Here is a 22,576-nt window from a genome sequence, read left to right on the forward strand (position 1 = left end):
CAGTGAATATTCCGAACGCGTGGCGTGAACAGTTCCCGCAGGCGCTGATTGAGCAACAGGCCATCGGTGAATCGCGGGCTGACGTGTTTCGCCTGAGCCAGGGCTGTGGTGCAGAACTGTTCCTGAAGGCCGAGCCCCAGGCAGCGTTCGGTGAGCTTGCGGATGAAGTCGAGCGCCTTCGGTGGCTCCAGCAGGTTAATTTGCCGGCGCCCATCGTGCTGGCTCAGCTGACAGAAAACCATCACCACTGGGTGCTGATGACCGCCCTTCCGGGACAGGACCTGGCCAGCGCCAACACGCTGTCTGCCACGCAAACCATCGACATACTGGCAACGGCCCTGCGTACCTTGCACCAGATACCCCTCGCGCAATGCCCCTACGATCACCCTCTACAGCAACGCATCGGGCTCGCGCGGGAGCGCGTTCGTGCCGGGCTGGTCGATGAGACAGACTTCGACGACGAACGACTCGGACGCAGCGCGGAAGATGTGCTGGCCGAACTCTTGTCGACTCAGCCAAACACCCATGATCTGGTAGTGGCCCATGGTGACGCCTGCCTGCCAAATTTCATGGCGCAAGGCGGCCGTTTCAGTGGGTTCGTCGACTGCGGGCGCCTGGGTATCAGCGACCGATACCAAGACTTGGCGCTCGCGGCACGCAGCATCGGGCGTAACCTTGGGCCGGAATGGGTAAAGCCATTTTTCGAGCGTTACGGTATTGAGCCTGATGAGCAGCGCATGAGGTTTTACTGCTTGCTGGATGAATTCTTCTAACTCGCTTGAAGCCCTGCTGGGGTCGCAATCATTTGGAACGGTGATAGTTATAAAGGTCGCGAAGTTTGCACCCGCTTAGCCACACCGCCAGCAACACAGTCCTCAGCACCAGACACACAGCCCACAGCCACATCAGCAATTGCGCCAGCGCAAGAGCCTCTGGGAATTTCAGGGAGGTCAGAATTACGATGAGCATTACACCGTAGGCGGACTTTCGTAAGTTGAATATCAACAACAACCCTGCCGGCAAGACCCAGACTAGGTAAGCAAGGATGTCCATGGCAGTGAATATCAGCATCTTCTGGCCGAGTGAACTACCCACCCCCACGTATTTCACAATGAACGGCAGGTAAAGCGCGAAGTGAAGCGTTGTACTCAACACCAGGCCCACCAGCATTAGCAACGCGAAGCTTTTGAGCCAGATCCGTATTTTCATAAATGTTCCATCCTTGATTTGGCGGAGCAGAAAATGCCCTGCATCTACTGGCTTAGCCCCCCACTGGAAGACTGTGATACAGCGTTAGTATCGTTGATGAAGTAACTGTCTTAGCGATGCACAAAGCGGCCAGAACTTGCCAGCACCAAAAAACCAAAAGCCCGCAATTACGCGGGCTCCAGGGTATTTCTTGCTAGATCGTGCCGGACAATGCCGGGCGTTCGATCATTCCCACTCAATCGTCGCTGGCGGCTTGCTCGACACGTCATAAGTAACGCGCGAGATGCCTTCGATCTCATTGATGATACGGCCGCTGACAGTCTCCAGCAGTTCGTACGGCAGGTGGGCCCAGCGGGCGGTCATGAAGTCGATGGTTTCTACGGCACGCAGGGCAACGACCCAGGCGTAACGACGGCCATCGCCGACAACGCCAACCGATTTCACCGGCTGGAACACTACGAACGCCTGACTGACCTTGTGGTACCAGTCGGCCTTGCGCAGTTCTTCGATGAAGATGTGGTCGGCACGACGCAGCAGGTCGGCGTATTCCTTCTTCACTTCACCGAGGATACGCACGCCCAAGCCCGGGCCTGGGAATGGGTGGCGGTAGACCATGTCGTACGGCAGGCCCAGTTCCAGGCCCAGACGGCGGACTTCGTCCTTGAACAATTCGCGCAGTGGTTCTACCAGCTTGAGGTTCATTTCCTCAGGCAGGCCACCCACGTTGTGGTGGGACTTGATCACGTGGGCCTTGCCGCTCTTGGCGCCGGCCGACTCGATCACGTCAGGGTAGATGGTGCCTTGGGCGAGGTACTTGATGTTGTCCAGTTTGTTGGACTGGGCATCGAATACGTCGATGAAGGTACGACCGATGATCTTGCGCTTCTTCTCCGGGTCGGACTCGCCGGCCAGGTTGTTGAGGAACTGGTCTTCAGCGTTGGCGCGGATCACCTTGACGCCCATGTTCTCGGCGAACATGGCCATCACTTGCTCACCTTCGTGCAGGCGCAGCAGGCCGTTGTCGACGAACACGCAGGTCAGTTGGTCGCCGATGGCTTTGTGCAGCAGCGCAGCAACCACAGAGGAGTCAACGCCGCCGGACAGGCCGAGCAGCACGTTGTCGGTGCCGACCTGGGCACGCACGTTGGCGATGGCGTCTTCAGCGATTTTCGACGGGGTCCACAGGGCTTCACACTCGCAGATGTCGAGGATGAAGCGCGACAGGATGCGGCCGCCTTGCTTGGTGTGGGTCACTTCCGGGTGGAACTGCACGCCGTAGTAACGACGCTCGTCGCTGAACATGCCGGCGATCGGGCAGCTTGGAGTGCTGGCCAGGATGTGGAAGTCTTCCGGCATCTTGGTGACCTTGTCACCGTGGCTCATCCACACGTCGAGGCCGAACAGGCCATCGGCGTCAACGTGGTCTTCGATGCCGTCCAGCAGGCGGCTTTTGCCGACCACATCTACACGGGCATAACCGAATTCACGCAGCTCGGAACCTTCAACCTTGCCGCCCAGTTGCTCGGCCATGGTCTGCATGCCGTAGCAGATACCGAAGACCGGCACGCCCAGGTCGAATACGGCTTGAGGGCAGCGCGGGCTGTTGGCTTCGTGCACGGACTCGGGGCCACCGGCGAGGATGACGCCTTTCGGTGCGAATTCGCGAATCGCTTCGTCATCCATGTCGAACGGGTGCAGTTCGCAATACACGCCGATTTCACGCACGCGGCGGGCGATCAGTTGGGTGTACTGGGAACCGAAGTCGAGGATCAGGATGCGGTGGGCGTGAATGTCGAGGGCCATGAAGTCAGTCTCGTCTAATGAATCAGAAACAACTCGGGGCTGAAGAACAGCCCCGGTTACTTAACATTTTGCTGGAAGCCTCAACCTACGCGGTAGTTTGGCGCTTCCTTGGTGATCTGCACGTCGTGGACATGGGATTCAGCCATGCCGGCGCCGGTGATCCGTACGAACTCTGGCTTGGTGCGCATTTCTTCGATGTCGGCGCTGCCGGTGTAGCCCATCGAAGAACGCAGGCCGCCCATCAGTTGATGGATGATGGCGCTCAGGGTGCCTTTGTAAGGAACACGGCCTTCGATGCCTTCCGGAACGAGCTTCTCGGCGCCTGCCGAGGAGTCCTGGAAGTAACGGTCGGACGAGCCTTGAGCCTGGGACATGGCGCCCAGCGAACCCATGCCACGGTAAGCCTTGTACGAACGGCCCTGGAACAGTTCGATCTCACCCGGTGCTTCTTCGGTACCGGCGAACATCGAGCCCATCATCACGCAGGAGGCACCGGCTACGATGGCCTTGGACAGGTCACCGGAGAAACGGATGCCGCCGTCAGCGATCAACGGAACGCCGGTGCCTTCAAGGGCAGCGGCAACGTTGGCGATGGCGCTGATTTGCGGCACGCCCACACCAGCGACAATACGCGTGGTGCAGATCGAGCCAGGGCCGATACCGACCTTGACTGCGTCAGCGCCGGCTTCGGCCAGGGCCTTGGCCGCTGCGCCGGTGGCGATGTTGCCGCCGATCACCTGCACGTCAGGGAAGTTCTGTTTGACCCAACGTACGCGGTCGATCACGCCTTTGGAGTGACCGTGAGCGGTATCGACCACCACCACGTCCACACCCGCGGCTACCAGGGCTGCAACGCGGTCACCGGTGTCTTTGCCGGTACCGACGGCAGCGCCCACGCGTAGACGACCTTGGTCATCCTTGCTGGCCAGCGGGTAAGCCTTGGCTTTTTCGATGTCGTTGACGGTCATCATGCCTTTGAGGGCGAATTTGTCGTCGACGATCAGCACGCGCTCGATGCGGTGCTTGTGCAGCAGTTCGCGCACGTCGTTCTTGTCGGCGCCTTCCTTGACAGTCACGAGGCGCTCTTTAGGCGTCATCACTTCGCGGACGGTGACTTCAAGACGGTTTTCGAAACGCACGTCACGGGAAGTGACGATGCCGACCAGGTCGCCATCGTGCAGCACAGGAACACCGGAGATGTTGTGCAGACGAGTGAGGTCGAACAGATCACGCACGGTGGCGTCGGCTTCGATGGTGATAGGATCTTTCACCACACCGGCTTCGTAACGCTTGACCTTGCGCACTTCGGCAGCTTGCTGCTCGATGGTCATGTTCTTGTGGATGATCCCGATACCGCCTTCCTGCGCCATGGCAATGGCCAGGCGGGCTTCGGTAACGGTGTCCATCGCAGCGGAAACCAGGGGAATATTCAGCTCGATGCCACGGGTTAGGCGGGTCTTGAGACTGACTTCGTTAGGAAGCACCTCGGAATAACCGGGCACTAGGAGAATGTCGTCGAATGTCAGAGCTTCTTGGCTGATACGCAGCATCGCGGGGGCTCCCGAGCGGGAAAATGGAAGCGCGCCATTATATACATGCACCCTGTCGGGCTCAATGTAAAACTCTGACAAACTTGGTAATACTGATAGATGGATTAAAGTTCGACCTTAACCCAACTGATCTTTTGGTCCAGCCAATCGGCGAATTCGTCGATGAAGCTTTGCTTGAACCCCGCCTCTGCCCAGTTATTGAAGATGAATCCCAGGTTGGAAAACCCGCATTCCTGCAGGAACAGAAACCCATTGATGTCATCTTCATGCCCACACAGCGGGCAGGTGAAGTTGTCGGTGTGGCCGGGCATCCAGTCTTCCAGGCTTTCAAACAGCGCCTCGCCGACCTCCTTGCGACATTCCGGGCAGCCGGCTTCTTCGAGAAAGCCCTTGGCCGGGGTGTAGATGCAGCGTTTGTAGATGATCTCCAGGCCGTTGACCGGCTCGTTGAACGGCAGCGCTTCGGGGTGCCGGACCACGGCGCGGGCACCGTCGGCCAGGGCGTAGGCCATGCGGTTGCCGGTGCGCCCGCAGGTGGTGAGTTCTTCCTTGATGATGTTCTTGCGCACCAGCCAACGCACGATCGCGCGCGCGCGGGGCTCGTGGACGGGCAAGGTGGAGATTTTCGGGACAAGGATGCTTTGGGAGTTCATGAGAGTCCTGCGGTGTGGCTTCTGGCGTCATCGCGGGCAAGCCCGGCTCCCATATTGGAATGCGCTCAACTGTGGGAGCCGGGCTTGCCCGCGATGACGCCCGGGAGGCTGGCAGCTTAATCCCTGAAGAAATCCGGTCAAGTGCTCAGATACCGTCCAATCAAGGCAATGCCACTGGCCAGCACCAGCCACGTCACTAACCGCACAAACGCCTCACGCGACATACGCATCGTCAACCTACGCCCAAACCACAGCCCAAGGCCCATCGCTGGCAGTAGGCACAGCGCCAACAGCAACAATGGCAGATCCGCATACACCCCGGCGATCAGGAACAGGCTCAGGCGCACCACGGTACTGCAACTGATCAGCGCACTTTGAGTCGCCCGCGCCGCGTCCTTGGATAATCGGCTGTTCAGATAGATCGCATATAAAAAGCCGCCACTGCCGAACAGCGCGCCAAACAGGCCGCCGACGGTGCCCATGGGAATCGACCAGCCTTTGCCGAGCTGCGTGGGACGGGCTTTTACTGCCAAGGTGTAGACGGCATAGGCGCTGATAAACAGCCCCATCAACAGCAGCAACAAGTCCGAATGCAGATTGAGCAAAAACACCACGCCCAGTGTGCAACCAATGGCCATACACGGCAGCAGCCGCAGCAATTCCGACGTATTCACATCCCGCCGCGTTTGCAACAGGCCGCCAAAGGCCGCGACAAAATCCAGCAGCACCAGCAACGGAATGATCTTCGACAGCGGCATAAACAGAATCAGGATAGGCCCCGCCACCAGCGCCGTCCCGAAGCCGGCAATACCAAACACGATGTACGCCACGACGACACCCAGGCCGATCACCAGCCAATCCACACCGCTAAACGACCACTGGTTCATCAGCTCAAGCGGGCTCATGGAGTCTTCCTTGAAAGAGATAACCATCACTTTAGCCATCGGCGAGGGTTGCGACTAATGTCTTCAAAGCCCTCCACCCATCTCGAAAAGGCATGACGCGTGATTTCCACTCGCCAACTGCGCTACTTCGTTGTAATCGCCGACAGCGGCAGCTTCAGCGCCGCCGCCGAACGTCTGTTTGTGGCGCAATCGGCTCTAAGCCGACAGATCAAGGAGCTGGAAAAACAGCTGCAAACGCCATTGTTCGAACGCACCGCGCGTCAGCCACGCCTGACCGCCGCCGGTGAAGCGTTCTACCCGAGGGCACGCAACTTGCTGAGCGAGCTACTCAAGGCCAGTGAAACCGCGACCCAGGTCGGCAACGGCCAGCTCGGCACCCTGCGGCTGAGCCATTCGAGCACCGTGCCGATGAGCGGCGTTTTGTTGCAGGGCATCAACATGTGGTTGGAGCGTTGCCCCGGCGTATCAATGGACATCGTCAAACTGTCATCCGAGGCGCAACTGGAGCAAATCGCCGACGGTAGGCTGGATATCGGGCTGCTACGGTTGCCGGTGTTGCGCCAGCGTGAAGGGGTACGTGTGGAGCCCTTATATAACGAACAATTGCTGCTTGCTGTGCCGCCGAATCACCGTTTGGCACGTAGCAACGAGCCCGTCGACCTGAAACAGCTCAAAGATGAAGCGTTTATCTCGATCCCCCACCCACAGCGTGGCGGCCTGAGTTATCTGGCGGCCGAGCTCTGCATGCGCGCCGGATTTTTCCCTAAGGCTGCGCGGGTCATGTCACGAAAGACCACCCAGCTACAGTTGATCCAGGCCGGCTTTGGTATTGCCTTACTACCAAAATCCATGCAGGACATTGCTCCCGCCAATGTGCACTTTCTACCGCTGGCCGATCCGGATTGCCTGAGCACCGTGGCCCTGGCCTGCCCACCGACGCCGAGCCGGTTGGTTGAGCAGTTCTGTCAAACCTTGCACGAATGCCTATAAACTGCCGCCCATGATTAAAGACCCCTTTGCCCGCCTGGGCCTGGACCGTGAAGTCCTGACTGTCAGCCAACTCAACGGCCGTGCGCGGGTGTTGCTGGAAGACGTGTTCACCAATATCTGGGTCGAAGGCGAGATCTCGAACCTCGCCCGCCCAGCCTCCGGCCATGTGTATTTCACCCTCAAGGACAGCGGCGCCCAAGTACGTTGTGCGTTGTTTCGCAACAATGCCGCACGGGTGCGCCAGGCGCTGAAAGATGGCCTGGCGGTGAAGGTGCGCGGCAAGGTCTCGCTGTTCGAGGGCCGTGGCGACTACCAACTGATCCTCGACACCGTGGAGCCCGCCGGTGATGGTGCGCTGCGTTTGGCCTTCGATGCCTTGAAGGAAAAGCTCAGCGCCGAAGGCTTGTTCAGTGCCGAGCGTAAGGTCCCACTGCCGGCCCATCCTCGGCGCATTGGCATTATCAGTTCGCCCACCGGCGCAGTGATCCGCGACATCATCAGCGTGTTCCGCCGCCGTGCGCCGAACATCGAGCTGACCTTGATCCCGACCGCCGTGCAAGGCCGCGAGGCGATCCCGCAGATTGTCCGCGCGCTGAAACTGGCCGATGCGCGAGGCTTTGACGCACTGATTCTGGCCCGTGGCGGCGGCTCCCTGGAAGACCTCTGGTGCTTCAACGAAGAAGCCGTAGCCCGCGCGGTGGACGCTTGCGTGACCCCCATTGTCAGCGCCGTCGGACATGAAACCGATGTGTCCATCAGCGACTTCGTGGCGGACGTACGCGCCCCTACCCCGTCCGCCGCCGCCGAATTGCTGGCACCGGACGCCAGCCATCTGGTGCGTCAGGTGGAAAACCTGCATCGCCGCCTGGTCATGCTGATGCGTAACCGCCTGACCCACGACCGCCTGCGTCTGGAAGGCATGGCCCGTCGCCTGCGCCATCCCGGCGAACGTCTGCGCCAGCAGGCCCAGCGCCTGGATGATCTGGATATGCGCCTGCGCCGCGCGTTTGAACGCAGCCTCAATACCCGTCGCGAGCGCCTGATCCGCCTGGAAACCCGCCTCGCCGGCCAGCACCCCGGCCGTCAACTGGCGCTATTGCGCCAGCGCCTGAACAGCCTCGCCGAACGCTTGCCCCGCGCCATGCGCGAAGGCCTGAAGGCCCGTCGCCTGCAACTGCAAAGCCAGGTGCAGACATTGCAGGTGGTCAGCCCGCTGGCGACCCTGGGCCGTGGTTACAGCATCCTGCTGGATGAGCGCGGCCATGCCATTCGCATCGCGGCGCAAACCCACACCGGCCAGCGTCTCACCGCGCGTCTCGGTGAAGGCCAATTGCAAGTGCGCGTGGAAGACAACCACCTGACACCCGTCACCCTTTCGTTATTGGATTGATTGATGCCTCGTCTCTTTAGTTTGTTGATGCTCTTGTGCCTTACCTTTAATGCCCACGCCGATAGCTATATCAGCCGTACCTTGAACAAACCGGTGCCGGGTGGTGTGGCCGTGGTCGACCTGGGCCCTTCGGCGGCAGCGCCGAAAGCGACCTATCAAGGCAAGCCGGTGCTGGTGGTCAAGGAACAGGACAATTGGCTGGCGATTGTCGGTATCCCACTGAGCGTCAAGCCGGGTAACGAGCGCATCAGCAGCGGCGGGCGCAGTCTGCCGTTTATCGTCGGCTATAAGAAATACCCGGAACAGCGCATCACCCTGAAAAACAAAAGCCAGGTCAACCCCGACCCGGCTCAACTGAAGCGCATCGAAGGCGAACTGGCCGTACAGCTCAAGGCCTACCGCAGCTTCAGCCCCAACCTGCCGAGTAACCTGGTGCTGGATAAACCGGTAAACGGGCCCCTGTCGAGCAAGTTCGGCGTGCGCCGTTTCTTCAACGGCGAAGAGCGCAACCCGCATTCGGGCCTGGATTTCGCCGTGCCGGCCGGTACGCCGATCAAGACGCCGGCGAACGGCAAGGTGATTCTGGTCGGTAACTACTTCTTCAACGGCAACACCGTATTCGTCGACCACGGCCAGGGCTTTATCAGCATGTTCTGTCATATGTCGAAGATAGACGTGAAGGTCGGCCAGCAACTGGTGCGTGGGACAGTGGTGGGCAAGGTCGGCGCGACCGGCCGCGCCACCGGTCCACATATGCACTGGAACGTCAGCCTCAACGATGCGCGGGTGGACCCTGCGATCTTTATCGGCGCGTTCCAGCCGTGAATGACTCGATTGCGTGCGCCGCAAAGCGCGCGCAATTAAATTCAGAACCCACCGAATTTTCAGGCATAAAATCTCGCCTCCTACGTAAATAGCAGAACTTCTCTCAATTTTTCTCGACTGCTTGCCATCTTTCACCCCGGCGGTTAGGGTTGAGCTTATGAAAACCTCTCACACCCTCATTCAGCTCCGCCAGCACCGCAGCCTGTGCCTCGTCAGCGCACGACTGCCAGGCTGAATCGATCTGCCTCGTCTCTACGCTTTATCCCCAAAAACAGTTCCACGGCAGGCCGCCTTTTCTCGGCCCCTACAACAAAGGATTTCCCGATGAGCATGCTCAAAGACCCGTCTTCGAAGTACCGCGCGTTTCCGACCATCGATATCCCGGACCGCACTTGGCCATCGAAGACCATCACCACCGCGCCGATCTGGTGCAGCTCCGACCTGCGTGATGGCAACCAGTCGTTGATCGAGCCGATGGACGCAGTGAAAAAACTGCGCTTCTGGAAGACCCTGGTAGCCGTCGGCGTGAAGGAAATCGAGGCATCGTTCCCTGCCGCGTCGCAAACCGACTTCGACTTCGTGCGCACCCTGATCGAAGACAATCACATCCCCGAGGACACCACCATCCAGGTGCTGACCCAGGGCCGTGAAGACTTGATCGCACGCACCTTCGAATCCCTGCGCGGCGCCAAGAAAGCCATCGTGCACTTGTACAACGCCACCTCGCCGTCGTTCCGCCGCATCGTGTTTAACCAGGACAAGGACGGCATCAAGGCCATCGCAGTCAATGCGGCCAAGCTGTTCGTCAAATACGCTGCCCAGCAGCCGGAAACCCAGTGGACCTTCGAGTATTCCCCTGAGACCTTCAGCGCCACTGAACTGGAGTTCGCCAAGGAAGTGTGTGACGCGGTGATCGAGGTGTGGAACCCGACGCCTGAGCACAAGATGATCCTCAACCTGCCAGCCACCGTGGAGTGCGCCACGCCTAACATCTATGCCGATCAGATCGAGTGGTTCGGCCGCCATATCAACCGCCGTGACAGCGTGATCATCAGCCTGCACACCCACAACGACCGTGGTACCGGCGTGGCCGCTACCGAGCTGGGTCTGATGGCCGGCGCCGACCGTGTCGAAGGCTGCCTGTTCGGTAACGGCGAGCGTACCGGTAACGTCGACCTCGTCACCGTGGCGTTGAACATGTACACCCAGGGTCTGGACCCGCAGTTGGACTTCTCCGACATCGACGGTGTGCGCAAAGTCGTCGAGGAGTGCAACCAGATCCAGGTACACCCCCGTCATCCGTACGTCGGCGATCTGGTGCACACCGCGTTCTCCGGTTCCCACCAGGACGCGATCCGCAAAGGCTTCTCCCAACAGAAAGATGATGCCCTGTGGGAAGTGCCGTACTTGCCGATCGACCCGGCTGACATCGGTCGCAGCTACGAGGCGGTGATCCGCGTGAACAGCCAGTCGGGCAAAGGCGGCATCGCCTACCTGCTGGAACAGGAATACGACATCAGCTTGCCACGCCGCATGCAGATCGAATTCAGCCAGGTAGTCCAGGCCGAAACCGACCGCGTGGGCCTGGAGATGACCGCACCACAGATCTACGCCTTGCTGCAGCGTGAATACCTGCAAGCCAACACTCCGTACGCGCTGGTCAGCCATCGCCTGCAGGAAGAGAACGGCAACAGCTTTGTCGAAGTGGAAGTCTCGGGCAAGGGCCAGGGCGAAACCAACCTGCACTGGAAGGGCAAGGGCAACGGCGCACTGGAAGCCCTAGTGGCTGGCCTGCCGATTGGCGTGGAAATCATGGACTACAACGAACATGCGATCGGCGCGGGCACCAACGCCAAGGCAGCGGCGTATATCGAACTGCGTGTGAACGGTGAACGTCCAGTGCATGGCGTGGGCATTGATGAAAACATCACCACGGCGAGCTTCAAGGCGCTGTTCAGTGCGCTGAACCGATCGCTGAGCCAGCAGGAAGCCAAAGCGGCGTAACCTTCGCCGTCATACATAAGGCCCCTGGGTGAGAACCCAGGGGCCTTTTTATTGAGTTTCAGATTTGGATTGCCTGTCAGGGACGCATCGGGGGCAAGCCCCCTCCCACATTTTGAATGTATTCACAAATCAAAGTGTGGGAGGAGGCTTGCCCCCCCCCGATAGCGGTCTGTCAGACAAACTGAAAGCTATCGGCATCCAGATTCGCCGGAAACTTGGTGCGATACGCAGCGAGCTCAGCCGCGTCAAGGCACACCTGGAACACCCCGTCCGCCTCCCCCGCACTCAGCAGGCTCTCGCCCTGGAAATCCAGCACTTGGCTATCGCCAGTGTAGGCAAAGCCCTTGCCGTCGGTGCCCACTCGATTGACCGCCGCTACGTAGCACAGGTTCTCGATAGCCCGCGCCGGCAACAACCGGTTCCAATGCTGGCGCCGCGCGCCCGGCCAATTGGCGGTGTACAGCAGCAAGTCAGTGTCCTGGGGATCCCGACTCCACACCGGAAAGCGCAGGTCGTAGCAAATCAGCGGCCGAACACGCCAACCTTTTAACTCGAACTGCACCTGGCGCTCGCCGGGTGTGTAGTGATTGTGTTCACCGGCCATACGAAACAAATGACGCTTGTCGTAGTGCAACACCTCGCCATCCGGCCGCGCCCACAACAGGCGGTTGCGGTGGCTGCCATCAGCGGCCTGGATGATCACGCTACCGGTGATCACCGCGTTGTACTTCGCAGCCTGGGCCTGGAGCCAATGATGGGTCGGGCCGTTTTCCGGCTCGGCGAGGGTTTGCGAGTCCATGGAGAAACCGGTGGTGAACATCTCCGGGAGCACGATGAGGTCGGCGCCGCGGGCCTGCTCCAGCAGCCCGTCGAAATGTTCGAGGTTGGCCTGGCGGTCGTGCCAGGCCAGGGTGGTCTGGACCAGGGCGATATTCAAATTCGGCAGTGCACTCAGATCACGCATAGTTTTTCAGCTGCCTGTTGCAGCGTTTCCTCGCGTTTGGCAAAGCACAGGCGCACCAGGCGCTGGCCTTGGGGTGGGGTCTGGTAGAACACCGAGACCGGGATAGTCGCCACACCGTGTTCACGGGTCATCCACAGGGACATGGCGACGTCATCCAGGTCCGGGCGTATTTGTGAGTAATCCACCAATTGGAAGTAGGTTCCGGTCACCCGGGTAAAGCTGAAGCGCGACGGCGCCAGCAGGTCGCAGAACAGATCGCGCTTGGCCTGATAGAACGCAGGCAGTTCGTCGACGTGCTCCGGGTGTTCGGCCATGAAATCGGCCAAGGCGAACTGCAACGGGGTTACGCCACAGAAGTTGACGTATTGATGCACCTTGCGCAATTCAGCCGTCAGGGCCGGTGGCGCGACCACGTAGCCGGTTTTCCAGCCGGTGACATGGTAGGTCTTGCCAAAGGAGCTGACCACGAACGCACGCAGGTACAGCTCTTTATGGGCCAGCACGCTCACGTGGGGCACGCCGTCGAATACCAGGTGTTCGTAGACCTCATCGCTGACCAGGTAGATATCGCGATCGCGGATCAGTTCGGCCAACTGGTCCAGCTCGGCGCGGCTGATCAGCGCGCCAGTCGGGTTGTGCGGGGTGTTGAGGATGATCATGCGCGTGCGTGGCGACAGCGCGGCCTTGATCTTCTCAAAGTCCAATGCAAAGCCTTGCAGGCTCAGTTGCACATGGACACAGCGTCCCCCGGCCAGTTCGACCGAGGGCTCATAGCTGTCGTAGCAGGGATCGAACACGATGACTTCATCGCCACTGCGGATCACCGCCTGGATCGCACAGAAGATCGCAGCCGTGGCACCGGGGGTGATGGTCACTTCGCTGTCCGGGTTGACCGTGGCGCCATAGCTGCGAGCGATCTTGCCCGCCACCTGTTGACGCAGCGCCGGAAGGCCGGTCATCGGGGAGTATTGGTTATGCCCGCTGGCAACATGTTTGCCCACGGCATCGAGTAAAGCCTGGGGGCCGTTGAAGTCGGGAAACCCCTGGGAGAGGTTGAGCGCACCGGTTTCGGCAGCCAATTGCGACATAGTGGTGAAAATAGTGGTGCCGACATTCGGTAACTTGCTGTTGATCATTCGGTGAGTCCCTGCTGAACACCTGTCGCTGCAATGGCGCGGTAAGGGTCGAGGATAGCCCATGCGGTTGTCAGAAAAAAAGCCGGCACGCGCCATTGATAGCCATGACCAGTATCGGCCTTCTACCGCGTCCTCTGCGACGAACGGACTGTCTCAGTGTGCATAACAGGTATTTCTGACAGTTACCTCAACGAAGAAAAAAGCGCCTAACTAATCAGGCTTACCCCATCAGCGAGGCAACCCATGTCAACCACTCTCCTCCACAAAACCGGTGAACTGGATCCGTCGTTTGGTGAACGCGGAGTCTTGCCGCTCAACATCGAAGATGGAGCGATTTTCAGGGCATATGGACTGAACAGCATTGACGACAAGTTACTGGTTTCCGCCAGTGTTCTGAAGGATATGAACACTTACACCCAAGGCCACTTCGTCTATTTCAACCTGCAAGCAGATGGGCAGCCCAATCAAGGTTTCGGTAAAAATGGAATCGTGACAGGGCTCTTTGAACCATCGGATCAGCAATGGCCCTCAAATGGCCTGAAAGTGCTCACGGCGGATCACCAGTCCTACTTGCTGTGCGGAGCCCTGACGCACAACTCAAGCACTCCCGTACCCGCAGTAGCTAAAAGCCAACTAACCGGAGCCCCCGTCCCTCAATTCGGTAAAAACGGCCTATCGGTACTGAATCTGCCAATCACCTACGAACAAGGCCCCAACCAAGCGCCAGGCGTGGACGCGGCCCTTCAAAGTACCGGGAAGATAATCACCCTGCACTTGTACACAGGCGAACCCGGACACTGGGGAGCTCTGATAGCCCGTATAAATGCCGACGGCCAAACCGACCTCGCCTTCAATAGTGGCCGTGGCTATATCGACACCCTTAAGGCGGGCGAGAACACGGCTTTAGCAGGCCTCGCCATTCAAGCGGACGACAAGATTCTCGCTTACGGCCACAGCGTCCATGTCAGGGGTATCAAGACGGGAATCGTCCACCGTTACACCTCGGAAGGTGCGGTAGATACAACCTTCGCGATCAGCGGCGAGTACCGAACCCAGGATCATCAATACCTTGATCTCGTTGCCACCCATGAAAAGATCCTTGCGTGCGGCTCTGCTGCGCAAGGAGCACTGCTTATCTCACTAGACCCCGACGGCGTGCCGGATCCCGGCTTCAACAATGGCCTACCGGTAATCACGGCAAACGTGACCCGTTGGCACAAGTTGCTGGTGGACGCTGGCAAAATCGTAGCGGTCGGCACCCTTGAAGAGGTATTGAACAAAACGGCCGTGATGGCGCGCTTCAATAGCAATGGCGAGATAGATACAAGCTTCGGGCCTAACGGCACCGGCATCGTTGAGCTGGACTTCAACCAGCAGTTCAGCGAGCCCATTGGGCTGGTCATGGACCAACAAAAACGATTGCTCGTATTGATGTCCTTATCAGGCCTCACGCTTGAACCAACCTTCCTGCTGGCGTGTTATTTTTCCGAATCGCAGGCGTAAAAAAGGCGCCACCGGCGCCTTTTTAAAGCTTGAATCAGCGCTTGTCGCGGCGCTTCTTGTCGGCCTTCTTGTGGTGAGTCATCAAACGACGCTTCTTGTTCACCTGACGGTCAGTCAGTGTGTTCTTGTTGCCTTCGTATGGGTTCTCGCCCCCCTTGAACTCGATACGGATCGGCGTACCGACCAGCTTCAAGACACGGCGGTAGGTGTTTTCCAAGTAACGCACGTAGGACTTAGGCACCTTCTCGATCTGGTTACCGTGGATCACGATAATCGGCGGGTTGGCACCACCCAAGTGGGCGTAACGCAGTTTGATCCGGCGGTTGTTGACCATCGGCGGCGCATGCTCGCCCACCGCATCTTCCAGGATCTGGGTGAGACGGTTGGTCGGCCAGCGGGTGACTGCGGACTTGAACGAATTCTGTACGGAAGCGTACAGGTTACCCACGCCAGTACCGTGCAATGCCGAGATAAAGTGAATATCGGCGAACTCGACGAAGAACAGGCGGCGCTGCAGCTCGATCTTGACGAAATCGCGCTCGCTCGGCGTCATGCCGTCCCACTTGTTGATCGCGATGACCAATGCCCGGCCCGCTTCCAGGGCAAAGCCCAGCAAGTTGAGGTCGTGGTCCACCACGCCTTCGCGGGCGTCCATCACGAAGATCACCACGTTGGCGTCTTTGATCGCTTGCAGGGTTTTCACCACGGAAAACTTTTCAACTTCCTCGTGGATCTTGCCGCGCTTGCGCACACCGGCTGTGTCGATCAGCGTGTACTTCTCGTCGTTACGCTCGAACGGGATGTAGATACTGTCGCGGGTGGTGCCAGGCTGGTCGTACACGATTACCCGGTCTTCACCGAGCATACGATTGACCAGGGTCGACTTGCCGACGTTAGGACGGCCGATGATGGCGATCTTGATACCGTCTTTTTCACTAGGGCCAGGAATACGCTTGGCTTCCTCACCTTCGGCAACGATCTCTTCTTCGCCCTCTTCTTCCTCAGCATCATCCTTCGGGAAGTCGCGCAGAGCGATTTCCAGCATCTGCGTGATGCCGCGGCCGTGGGCACCGGCAACCGGGATCGCGTCGCCCAGGCCCATCGGGCTGAATTCAGCACGGGCCGCCTCAGGATCAATGTTATCGATCTTGTTCGCGACCAAATAGGAACGCTTGTTACGCTTGCGCAGGTGCTCGCCGATCATCTGGTCGGCAGCGGTGTAGCCAGCGCGGGCGTCCACCAGGAACAACACGACATCGGCTTCTTCAATGGCCAGCAGCGACTGCTCGGCCATTTTTTCGTCCATGCCATGCTCATCACCGGAGATACCACCGGTGTCGACAATAATGTAGGAGCGCCCTTGCCACTTTGCCTCACCGTATTGGCGATCACGGGTCAGACCGGACAAGTCGCCGACAATAGCGTCGCGAGTCCTGGTCAGGCGGTTGAACAAGGTGGACTTGCCGACGTTAGGTCGGCCCACCAGGGCGATTACGGGAACCATGCGGCTCTCCACTTCGTTATTTCAGAAAATACAAAAGCCGCTGCAGGGCAGCGGCTGGTGCTCGGGGCAGCATCGTCAGATGCCGCATGCCCCGCCGAAACGGGGCCGCCTGGGTGTTACCCCAAGCATAGTTCTTACTTGATGGTCAGGGCTTCCAGCTTGCCGCTGTTGCCATACACATAAAGCATGTTACCCACCACCAGCGGACGCGCGCGCAGGCCGTCGCTGTCGATACGCTCACGACCTACGAAGCGACCATCCACCTGGCTCAGCAGATGCAAGTAGCCTTCGAAATCGCCGACCGCTACGTAGCTGGAGAACACTTCCGGTGCCGACAGTTGACGGCGAGCCAGGGAGTCGTTGCTCCACAACGCGGTGGTGGAACGCTCGTCGACACTTTCAACAGTGCCGGATGCCAGGCTGACGTAGACGCTGCCAAACCCTTGGGAGACACCGGCGTAGCTGGAAGCATCACGCTGCCAGTTAACGCGGCCGCTCTGCAGGTCCAGCGCCGCAACACGGCCCTGATAGGTGGCGACGTAGAGGGTTTCACCCGACAGCAGCAAGCCACCGTCGATATCCACTACACGATCCAGCTCGGAACGACCTTGCGGGATTGCCACACGGGTTTCCCAGGCCGGCACGCCGTTCTGGGTGTCCAGGGCGACCACTTTACCGGTCGACAGGCCTGCAACGGCCAGATTGTTGGTTACAACCGGACCACTGGTACCACGCAGGGTCAACACCGCAGGAGTACTGTCGTACAACCAGCGCTGGTTGCCGGTAGCGGCATCCAGACCGATTACACGGTCATCCTGGGTCTGCACCACAACGATGTCGCCGTTGGTGGCAGGGGGTGCAAGGACTTCACTGGTCACGCGAGCGCGCCATTTCTCTTCACCGGTGCTGGAATCGAGGGCAACCACTTCGCCTTTCAGCGTGCCGACCATCACCAGGCCATAACCAACGCCTACGGCGCCGGACACAGGCAATTCGAGGTCAGTCTTCCATTTCACATCGCCGTTCATGCGATCCATGGAGATCACTACGCCGGTCACGTCAGCAGCCACAATGTTGTCACCGTCGATTGCCGGAACCAACATGTTGTAGGTCTCGCCCTGGCCGTCACCGATGGAGCGGCTCCATTGCTTTTGCAGGACTACTTCTTCCTTGAAGCTGGTCAGCTCGGCCGGAGGCAGTTCTTTTTTACTGTTGCTGCTGCAACCCGCGGCCAGAACGGCCAGAGCCAGCAATGCTGCATGTTTCCAACGGATCACGTCACGCATCCCCTTTGGCCAAGTCGTCGAGCTTGATTTGTAAGCCACCGACCGCCGCTTCATCAGACAGCGCCGCCTTGGCTTTCTTGTACGCAGCATTGGCTTCATCGGTACGACCCAATTGGACCAACAGGTCGCCCTTGAGCTCTTCGCGAGTAGCAACAAATGCCTTGTCCGCATCACCGTCGAGCAGTTTGAGTGCTTCGTCAGCTTTGTTCTGTGCCGCCAACACCTGGGCCAGGCGCTGACGTGCGATTTCACCCAGGGTCGGGTTGGTCGGCTTGTCGGCGATAGCCTTCAGTTCTGCAGCGGCGTCATCCAGCTTGCCGGTATCGACCGCGACCTTCGCGACGAACAGGCTGCCGTATTGGGCGTAGGTGCTACCGCCGAATTCGTTCTTCAGCTTGCCGGCCAGGTCCGCCACTTGCGCAGGGTCGGGCTTGCCGTCCGGCGTCAGGGTGGTTTCCAGCAATTGCTGATAGAGGATAGAGGCGCCCTGGGACTGGTTGGCCTGATATTTTGTCCAGGCTTGCCAGCCGAACACCACCACTAAAGCCAGCAGACCGCCAGTAACCAGGGGCTTGCCGTTACGCTGCCACCAGTCCTTGAACTCGGCCAACTGCTCATCATCAGTACTCGACACCCCAATACTCCTTAATCGCTAAATTCGGCTGTTCGACAGCTTCAACCCTGCACGACGCAGGTGGCCAAGTGCGCAGCGAGCGCATCAAAGGCAATGTTCTGTTGCTCGCCCTGGCCACGCAGGGGTTTGAAACCTATCACTTGCTGGGCCAACTCGTCATCGCCGAGGATCAGTGCATACAGTGCACCGCTCTTGTCGGCCTTCTTGAACTGACTCTTGAAGCTGCCCGCGCCGGCATTGATCTGAAGGCGCAGGTTCGGCAGCTGGTCGCGCACGCTCTCGCTCAAGGCCAGGGCCGCCAGTTCGGCTGCCTCACCAAAGGCGCACAGGTACACATCCACCTGACGGGAGATTTCTGCGGGGATTTGTTCCAGAGTTTCCAACAGCAGGATCAGCCGTTCGATGCCCATGGCAAAACCCACGCCGGTGGTCGGCTTGCCGCCCATCTGCTCGACCAAGCCGTCGTAACGGCCACCCGCGCACACAGTGCCTTGGGCGCCAAGTTTGTCAGTGACCCATTCGAACACGGTTTTGCTGTAGTAATCGAGACCACGCACCAACTTAGGGTTGATTACGTAGGGAATGCCGGCCGCATCCAGGCGAGCCTTGAGGCCCTCGAAGTGCACGCGGGATTCGTCATCCAGGTAGTCGGCCATTTTCGGCGCATCGACCAGTACGGCTTGCGTGTCGGCGTTCTTGGTGTCCAGCACGCGCAACGGGTTGGTTTTCAGACGGCGCTGGCTGTCTTCGTCCAACTTGTCCAGATGCGCAGACAGGTACTCGACCAGTGCGACGCGGTAGCGGCCACGGGATTCGCTGGTGCCCAGACTGTTGAGTTCAAGCTTGACCGCATCACGAATGCCAAGCATGCCCCACAAGCGCCACGTCATCACGATCAGCTCGGCATCGATGTCCGGACCGTCGAGGTTGAATACTTCCAGGCCGATCTGGTGGAACTGACGATAGCGGCCTTTTTGCGGACGCTCGTGGCGAAACATCGGACCGATGTACCATAGTTTTTGCGGCTGGCCGCCACCGGTGAGGCCGTGCTCAAGCACAGCGCGCACGCACGCGGCAGTGCCTTCCGGACGCAGAGTCAGGGAGTCGCCGTTACGGTCTTCAAAGGTGTACATCTCTTTTTCGACGATATCGGTCACTTCACCGATGGAGCGCTTGAACAGCTCGGTGAACTCGACGATCGGCATGCGGATCTGCTTGTAACCGTAGTTATCCAGCAGACGCGCGACAGTATTCTCGAAGTAGCGCCACAGGGGCGTCTGCTCCGGCAGAATGTCGTTCATGCCACGAATGGCTTGCAGAGACTTGCTCACATCAAATCCTTAAATTCGTTCAATCAGCCGCGAGCGATCAGCGCTGCGTCAGCGGCGACCTTTTCGGCCGCTTTCTCGCGGATCAGCTTTTCCAGCTCATCCACAAGATTGTCATTCGTTAACTTCTGCGACGGCTTGCCGTCGATGTAAATCAGGTTCGGTGTACCGCCGGTCAAGCCCACATGCGCTTCCTTGGCTTCACCCGGCCCGTTGACCACGCAACCGATCACCGCAACATCCAGCGGTACCAGCAGGTCTTCAAGGCGCAACTCCAAATCGTTCATGGTTTTCACCACGTCGAAGTTCTGCCGCGAGCAGCTCGGGCAGGCAATGAAGTTGATGCCACGGGAACGTAAACGCAGGGATTTGAGAATGTCGTAACCGACTTTCACTTCCTCTACAGGGTCTGCCGCCAACGAAATGCGGATAGTATCGCCAATCCCTTCGGCGAGCAGCATACCGAGACCTACCGCAGATTTCACTGTGCCTGAGCGCAAACCGCCAGCCTCGGTGATACCCAAGTGCAATGGCTGCACGATTTCCTTCGCCAGCAGCCGGTAAGCTTCAACCGCCATGAACACGTCGGAGGCCTTTACGCTGACTTTGAAGTCTTGGAAATTCAGGCGTTCAAGGTGTTCAACGTGGCGCAATGCCGACTCAACCAGCGCCGCCGGAGTGGGCTCGCCGTATTTCTTTTGCAGGTCTTTTTCCAGAGAACCTGCGTTGACGCCGATGCGGATCGGGATCCCCCGATCACGGGCAGCATCCACCACCGCGCGCACACGGTCTTCACGACCGATGTTGCCTGGGTTGATACGCAGGCAATCGACACCCAGTTCAGCCACGCGCAACGCGATCTTGTAGTCGAAGTGAATGTCTGCAACCAACGGCACCTTGACCAACTGTTTGATGCGGCCGAAGGCTTCCGCAGCGTCCATGTCCGGCACGGAAACCCGCACTATGTCCACGCCAGCGGCTTCCAAACGGTTGATCTGGGCCACAGTGGCGGCTACATCATTGGTGTCGCTGTTGGTCATGCTTTGTACTGCGATGGGGGCGTCGCCGCCCACCGGCACCGAGCCGACCCAGATCTTGCGCGATACGCGACGTTTGATTGGAGATTCGCCGTGCATGACTATTGTCCCAACTTGAGGCGAGCAGTCTCGCCACTGGTGAACGGCGCCACGTCCACAGGCTGACCGTTGTAGGCCACTTGCGCGCCACGGGCGAAGCCCAGACGCAGCGTCAGAGGAGGCTTACCGCCTTGGTCAAGAGTATCTCCCTTACGCTTAAGACCGCTAAACAGCACTTTACCGTTGCCATCGGTGACTTGCGTCCAGCAGTCAGCAATGTAGGTCACTTGTACGCGCCCGTCACCGGCGATCAATGCTGGAGTGGTAGGTGGCGAAATAGCTGGCGTAGCCGAGGCTGCTGGAGCGGGGGGCGCGGACGCGGGTGCTGCCGGCGTATGAGCCTGGGCGGTGGGCGCTGCCGGAGTCGCTGGCGTTACAGGAGCAGGCACAGCGGCGGTTGTCGCAGGAGCGGTTTCCGGTGCCGGTTGCTCGGTCGCGAGCGGCGCTTCAGACGTGGCCTGCCCCTCGGCAACAGCCTGGTCTTCCGGTTCATCCAACGGATGGATCTGAGTGGTGCCATCGGCGCTTTCGACTTCGACGTGCTCCATCGCGCTGCTGGTCAGATCTTTACTGCGCTGAGAGGCTTGGTCTTGCCACCAGACAAACCCGCCACCGATCACCGCAACAAGCAGCAACAGGCTAACAATTCGCAAAATGGTGTGGGAAACGCGCACTGGCTCTTCGATACGACCCAGGCCATGAACACTGCTGCCCTGGGAATCGGTGCCGGTGAATTGGTCGAACTCCTGAACCAGAACGGTCTGGTCGATACCCAGCAATTTGGCGTATGCGCGGATATAGCCTCGGGCGAAGGTGTGCCCAGGCAGCTTATCGAACGCGCCAGCTTCCAGATTGCCCAAGGACGTGGTGGTCAAATTGAGCTTGAGGGCCACTTCCGCCAGCGACCAACCATTGCTTTCGCGGGCCTGACGCAAGGTTTCGCCTGGGTTTACGCGATTAGCTGCTACAACTTCCGGGTGCGCCGCTTTCATCATTGCTCCGACAGGTATTGCTGATATTCCGGCGTACCGGGATAGAGTCGTTCGAGTTGCTGGCCAAAATGTGCGGCCGTGTCGCGTTCTTCATGAACTGTCGCCAGGCGCACACCGAGCAATAGACTACGTGCATTTTGCCCGCTGAGCAGGCTAAAACGCTCGTAATAGTCACGTGCCGGCACATAATGCCTGTCTTCGTAAGACAACTCAGCCATTTCGAGCAATGCCCGCGGCTGGCGACTGTTCAGGTGCAGGGCTTTTTCCAATTGCTGGCGAGCACTGTCGCGCTGGCCGAGACGCATTGAGGTCACCCCAAGGTTCTCGAAGACCCGCGAACGCTCTGGATAAAGGGTGTCGGCAGAAGCTTGCTGGAAATAACGGGAAGCCTGGTCATAACGTTTCTGTTCGAACAGGAAGCTGCCGTAATTGTTCAGCAGCCGAGGGTCGGCAGGACGGGAGGCCAAAGCCTTTCTGAAATACTGATCGGCAAGTTCAGGCTCGGCCTGGGCTTGGAACACCAAGGCCAATGCAGCGTTGGCGTCGGCATCGTTGTTGTCCAGCTCAAGGGCCTTTTTCAAAGGCACCTTGGCCTGCTCGCTCATGCCCTGCTGCAGGTAACCCAACCCCAGTTGCACATAGGCAACTCGCGCCTCATCACGACCTTTACCGGTTTGCAAAGGGCTCTCATGGCCCGATGAAACACAACCGGCCGCGAGGCCGGTAACAAGCAGAAGCAGCGCAAGGCGCAAGGGCATAGAGAT

The 22,576-nt window shown here is 59.2% G+C and carries 20 protein-coding genes; 6 read left to right on the top strand and 14 right to left on the bottom strand.

Features of this window, described 5'->3' with window-relative positions:
* The first annotated feature begins 2 nt into the window (after positions 1 to 2).
* The gene (locus CKW32_RS20450) at positions 3 to 773 is read left to right on the top strand and encodes an APH(3')-II family aminoglycoside O-phosphotransferase (RefSeq protein ID WP_218229667.1); all 771 of its coding nucleotides are present in this window, start codon (positions 3 to 5) and stop codon (positions 771 to 773) included.
* A 28-nt stretch (positions 774 to 801) separates the two neighbouring features.
* Here CKW32_RS20450 and CKW32_RS20455 read toward each other — a convergent pair whose 3' ends face one another.
* The 5 genes from CKW32_RS20455 to CKW32_RS20475 form a co-directional block, all read right to left on the bottom strand.
* Positions 802 to 1,209, bottom strand: coding sequence for a hypothetical protein (locus CKW32_RS20455; RefSeq protein ID WP_032890734.1), 408 nt, complete (start codon positions 1,207 to 1,209; stop codon positions 802 to 804).
* 225 nt (positions 1,210 to 1,434) lie between these two features.
* Positions 1,435 to 3,012 carry a glutamine-hydrolyzing GMP synthase gene (guaA, locus tag CKW32_RS20460; RefSeq protein WP_032890732.1) on the bottom strand — a complete coding sequence of 526 codons (1,578 nt, stop codon included), beginning with the start codon at positions 3,010 to 3,012 and terminating at the stop codon, positions 1,435 to 1,437.
* Between the two features lie 80 nt (positions 3,013 to 3,092).
* Positions 3,093 to 4,562 (bottom strand): IMP dehydrogenase, encoded by a 1,470-nt coding sequence (guaB, locus tag CKW32_RS20465; RefSeq protein ID WP_003209646.1) that lies wholly within the window; start codon positions 4,560 to 4,562, stop codon positions 3,093 to 3,095.
* 104 nt (positions 4,563 to 4,666) lie between these two features.
* Positions 4,667 to 5,215, bottom strand: coding sequence for a hypothetical protein (locus CKW32_RS20470; protein ID WP_032890730.1), 549 nt, complete (start codon positions 5,213 to 5,215; stop codon positions 4,667 to 4,669).
* A gap of 137 nt (positions 5,216 to 5,352) precedes the next feature.
* Positions 5,353 to 6,120: a sulfite exporter TauE/SafE family protein gene (locus CKW32_RS20475; protein WP_032890728.1), complete on the bottom strand. Its 768-nt coding sequence runs from the start codon at positions 6,118 to 6,120 to the stop codon at positions 5,353 to 5,355.
* A gap of 99 nt (positions 6,121 to 6,219) precedes the next feature.
* Here CKW32_RS20475 and CKW32_RS20480 point away from each other — a divergent pair, with 99 nt between their 5' ends.
* The 4 genes from CKW32_RS20480 (at position 6,220) to leuA (ending at position 11,329) form a co-directional block, all read left to right on the top strand.
* The gene (locus CKW32_RS20480) at positions 6,220 to 7,110 is read left to right on the top strand and encodes a LysR family transcriptional regulator (protein WP_095185816.1); all 891 of its coding nucleotides are present in this window, start codon (positions 6,220 to 6,222) and stop codon (positions 7,108 to 7,110) included.
* Positions 7,111 to 7,120: 10 nt separating this feature from the next.
* Entirely contained in the window at positions 7,121 to 8,500 is a 1,380-nt protein-coding gene (xseA, locus tag CKW32_RS20485) for an exodeoxyribonuclease VII large subunit (RefSeq protein WP_095185817.1), read from the top strand.
* A 3-nt stretch (positions 8,501 to 8,503) separates the two neighbouring features.
* Positions 8,504 to 9,325 carry a M23 family metallopeptidase gene (locus CKW32_RS20490; RefSeq protein ID WP_032890722.1) on the top strand — a complete coding sequence of 274 codons (822 nt, stop codon included), beginning with the start codon at positions 8,504 to 8,506 and terminating at the stop codon, positions 9,323 to 9,325.
* A gap of 324 nt (positions 9,326 to 9,649) precedes the next feature.
* Positions 9,650 to 11,329, top strand: coding sequence for a 2-isopropylmalate synthase (gene leuA / locus CKW32_RS20500; protein WP_017530007.1), 1,680 nt, complete (start codon positions 9,650 to 9,652; stop codon positions 11,327 to 11,329).
* 172 nt (positions 11,330 to 11,501) lie between these two features.
* Here the strand turns inward: leuA and CKW32_RS20505 are convergent, their stop codons facing one another.
* Together CKW32_RS20505 and CKW32_RS20510 are read right to left on the bottom strand one after the other, a co-directional pair.
* A complete protein-coding gene (locus CKW32_RS20505) occupies positions 11,502 to 12,293 on the bottom strand; it encodes an amidohydrolase (RefSeq protein ID WP_095185818.1) in 792 nt (263 codons plus the stop codon).
* Complete coding sequence (locus CKW32_RS20510) at positions 12,281 to 13,429, bottom strand: pyridoxal phosphate-dependent aminotransferase (protein WP_032890720.1); 1,149 nt, start codon at positions 13,427 to 13,429, stop codon at positions 12,281 to 12,283. The genes CKW32_RS20505 and CKW32_RS20510 overlap by 13 nt, the downstream gene beginning before the upstream one ends.
* 243 nt (positions 13,430 to 13,672) lie before the next feature.
* Here CKW32_RS20510 and CKW32_RS20515 point away from each other — a divergent pair, with 243 nt between their 5' ends.
* Complete coding sequence (locus CKW32_RS20515; RefSeq protein ID WP_095185819.1) at positions 13,673 to 14,932, top strand: hypothetical protein; 1,260 nt, start codon at positions 13,673 to 13,675, stop codon at positions 14,930 to 14,932.
* 34 nt (positions 14,933 to 14,966) lie between these two features.
* Here the strand turns inward: CKW32_RS20515 and der are convergent, their stop codons facing one another.
* The 7 genes from der to pilW all read right to left on the bottom strand — a co-directional run bounded on the left by der (position 14,967) and on the right by pilW (position 22,570).
* Positions 14,967 to 16,436 carry a ribosome biogenesis GTPase Der gene (der, locus tag CKW32_RS20520; protein ID WP_032890716.1) on the bottom strand — a complete coding sequence of 490 codons (1,470 nt, stop codon included), beginning with the start codon at positions 16,434 to 16,436 and terminating at the stop codon, positions 14,967 to 14,969.
* Between the two features lie 134 nt (positions 16,437 to 16,570).
* Positions 16,571 to 17,722 (bottom strand): outer membrane protein assembly factor BamB, encoded by a 1,152-nt coding sequence (gene bamB / locus CKW32_RS20525; protein ID WP_032890714.1) that lies wholly within the window; start codon positions 17,720 to 17,722, stop codon positions 16,571 to 16,573.
* Positions 17,715 to 18,356, bottom strand: a complete 642-nt coding sequence (locus CKW32_RS20530) for a YfgM family protein (protein ID WP_032890712.1) — start codon at positions 18,354 to 18,356, stop codon at positions 17,715 to 17,717. Before CKW32_RS20530 ends, bamB begins: the two co-directional genes overlap by 8 nt.
* Positions 18,357 to 18,397: 41 nt before the next feature.
* Positions 18,398 to 19,687, bottom strand: a complete 1,290-nt coding sequence (gene hisS, locus CKW32_RS20535; protein WP_032890710.1) for a histidine--tRNA ligase — start codon at positions 19,685 to 19,687, stop codon at positions 18,398 to 18,400.
* Positions 19,688 to 19,710: 23 nt separating this feature from the next.
* A complete protein-coding gene (gene ispG, locus CKW32_RS20540; RefSeq protein WP_003175952.1) occupies positions 19,711 to 20,820 on the bottom strand; it encodes a flavodoxin-dependent (E)-4-hydroxy-3-methylbut-2-enyl-diphosphate synthase in 1,110 nt (369 codons plus the stop codon).
* Between the two features lie 2 nt (positions 20,821 to 20,822).
* Positions 20,823 to 21,812 carry a RodZ family helix-turn-helix domain-containing protein gene (locus tag CKW32_RS20545; RefSeq protein ID WP_032890708.1) on the bottom strand — a complete coding sequence of 330 codons (990 nt, stop codon included), beginning with the start codon at positions 21,810 to 21,812 and terminating at the stop codon, positions 20,823 to 20,825.
* On the bottom strand, positions 21,812 to 22,570 hold the full coding sequence (gene pilW, locus CKW32_RS20550) for a type IV pilus biogenesis/stability protein PilW (RefSeq protein WP_032890706.1): 759 nt from the start codon (positions 22,568 to 22,570) through the stop codon (positions 21,812 to 21,814). Before pilW ends, CKW32_RS20545 begins: the two co-directional genes overlap by 1 nt.
* Between the last annotated feature and the right edge of the window lie 6 nt (positions 22,571 to 22,576).

The organism is Pseudomonas sp. Irchel 3H9 (assembly GCF_900187495.1).
GTDB classification, from domain to species: Bacteria; Pseudomonadota; Gammaproteobacteria; order Pseudomonadales; family Pseudomonadaceae; genus Aquipseudomonas; species Aquipseudomonas sivasensis.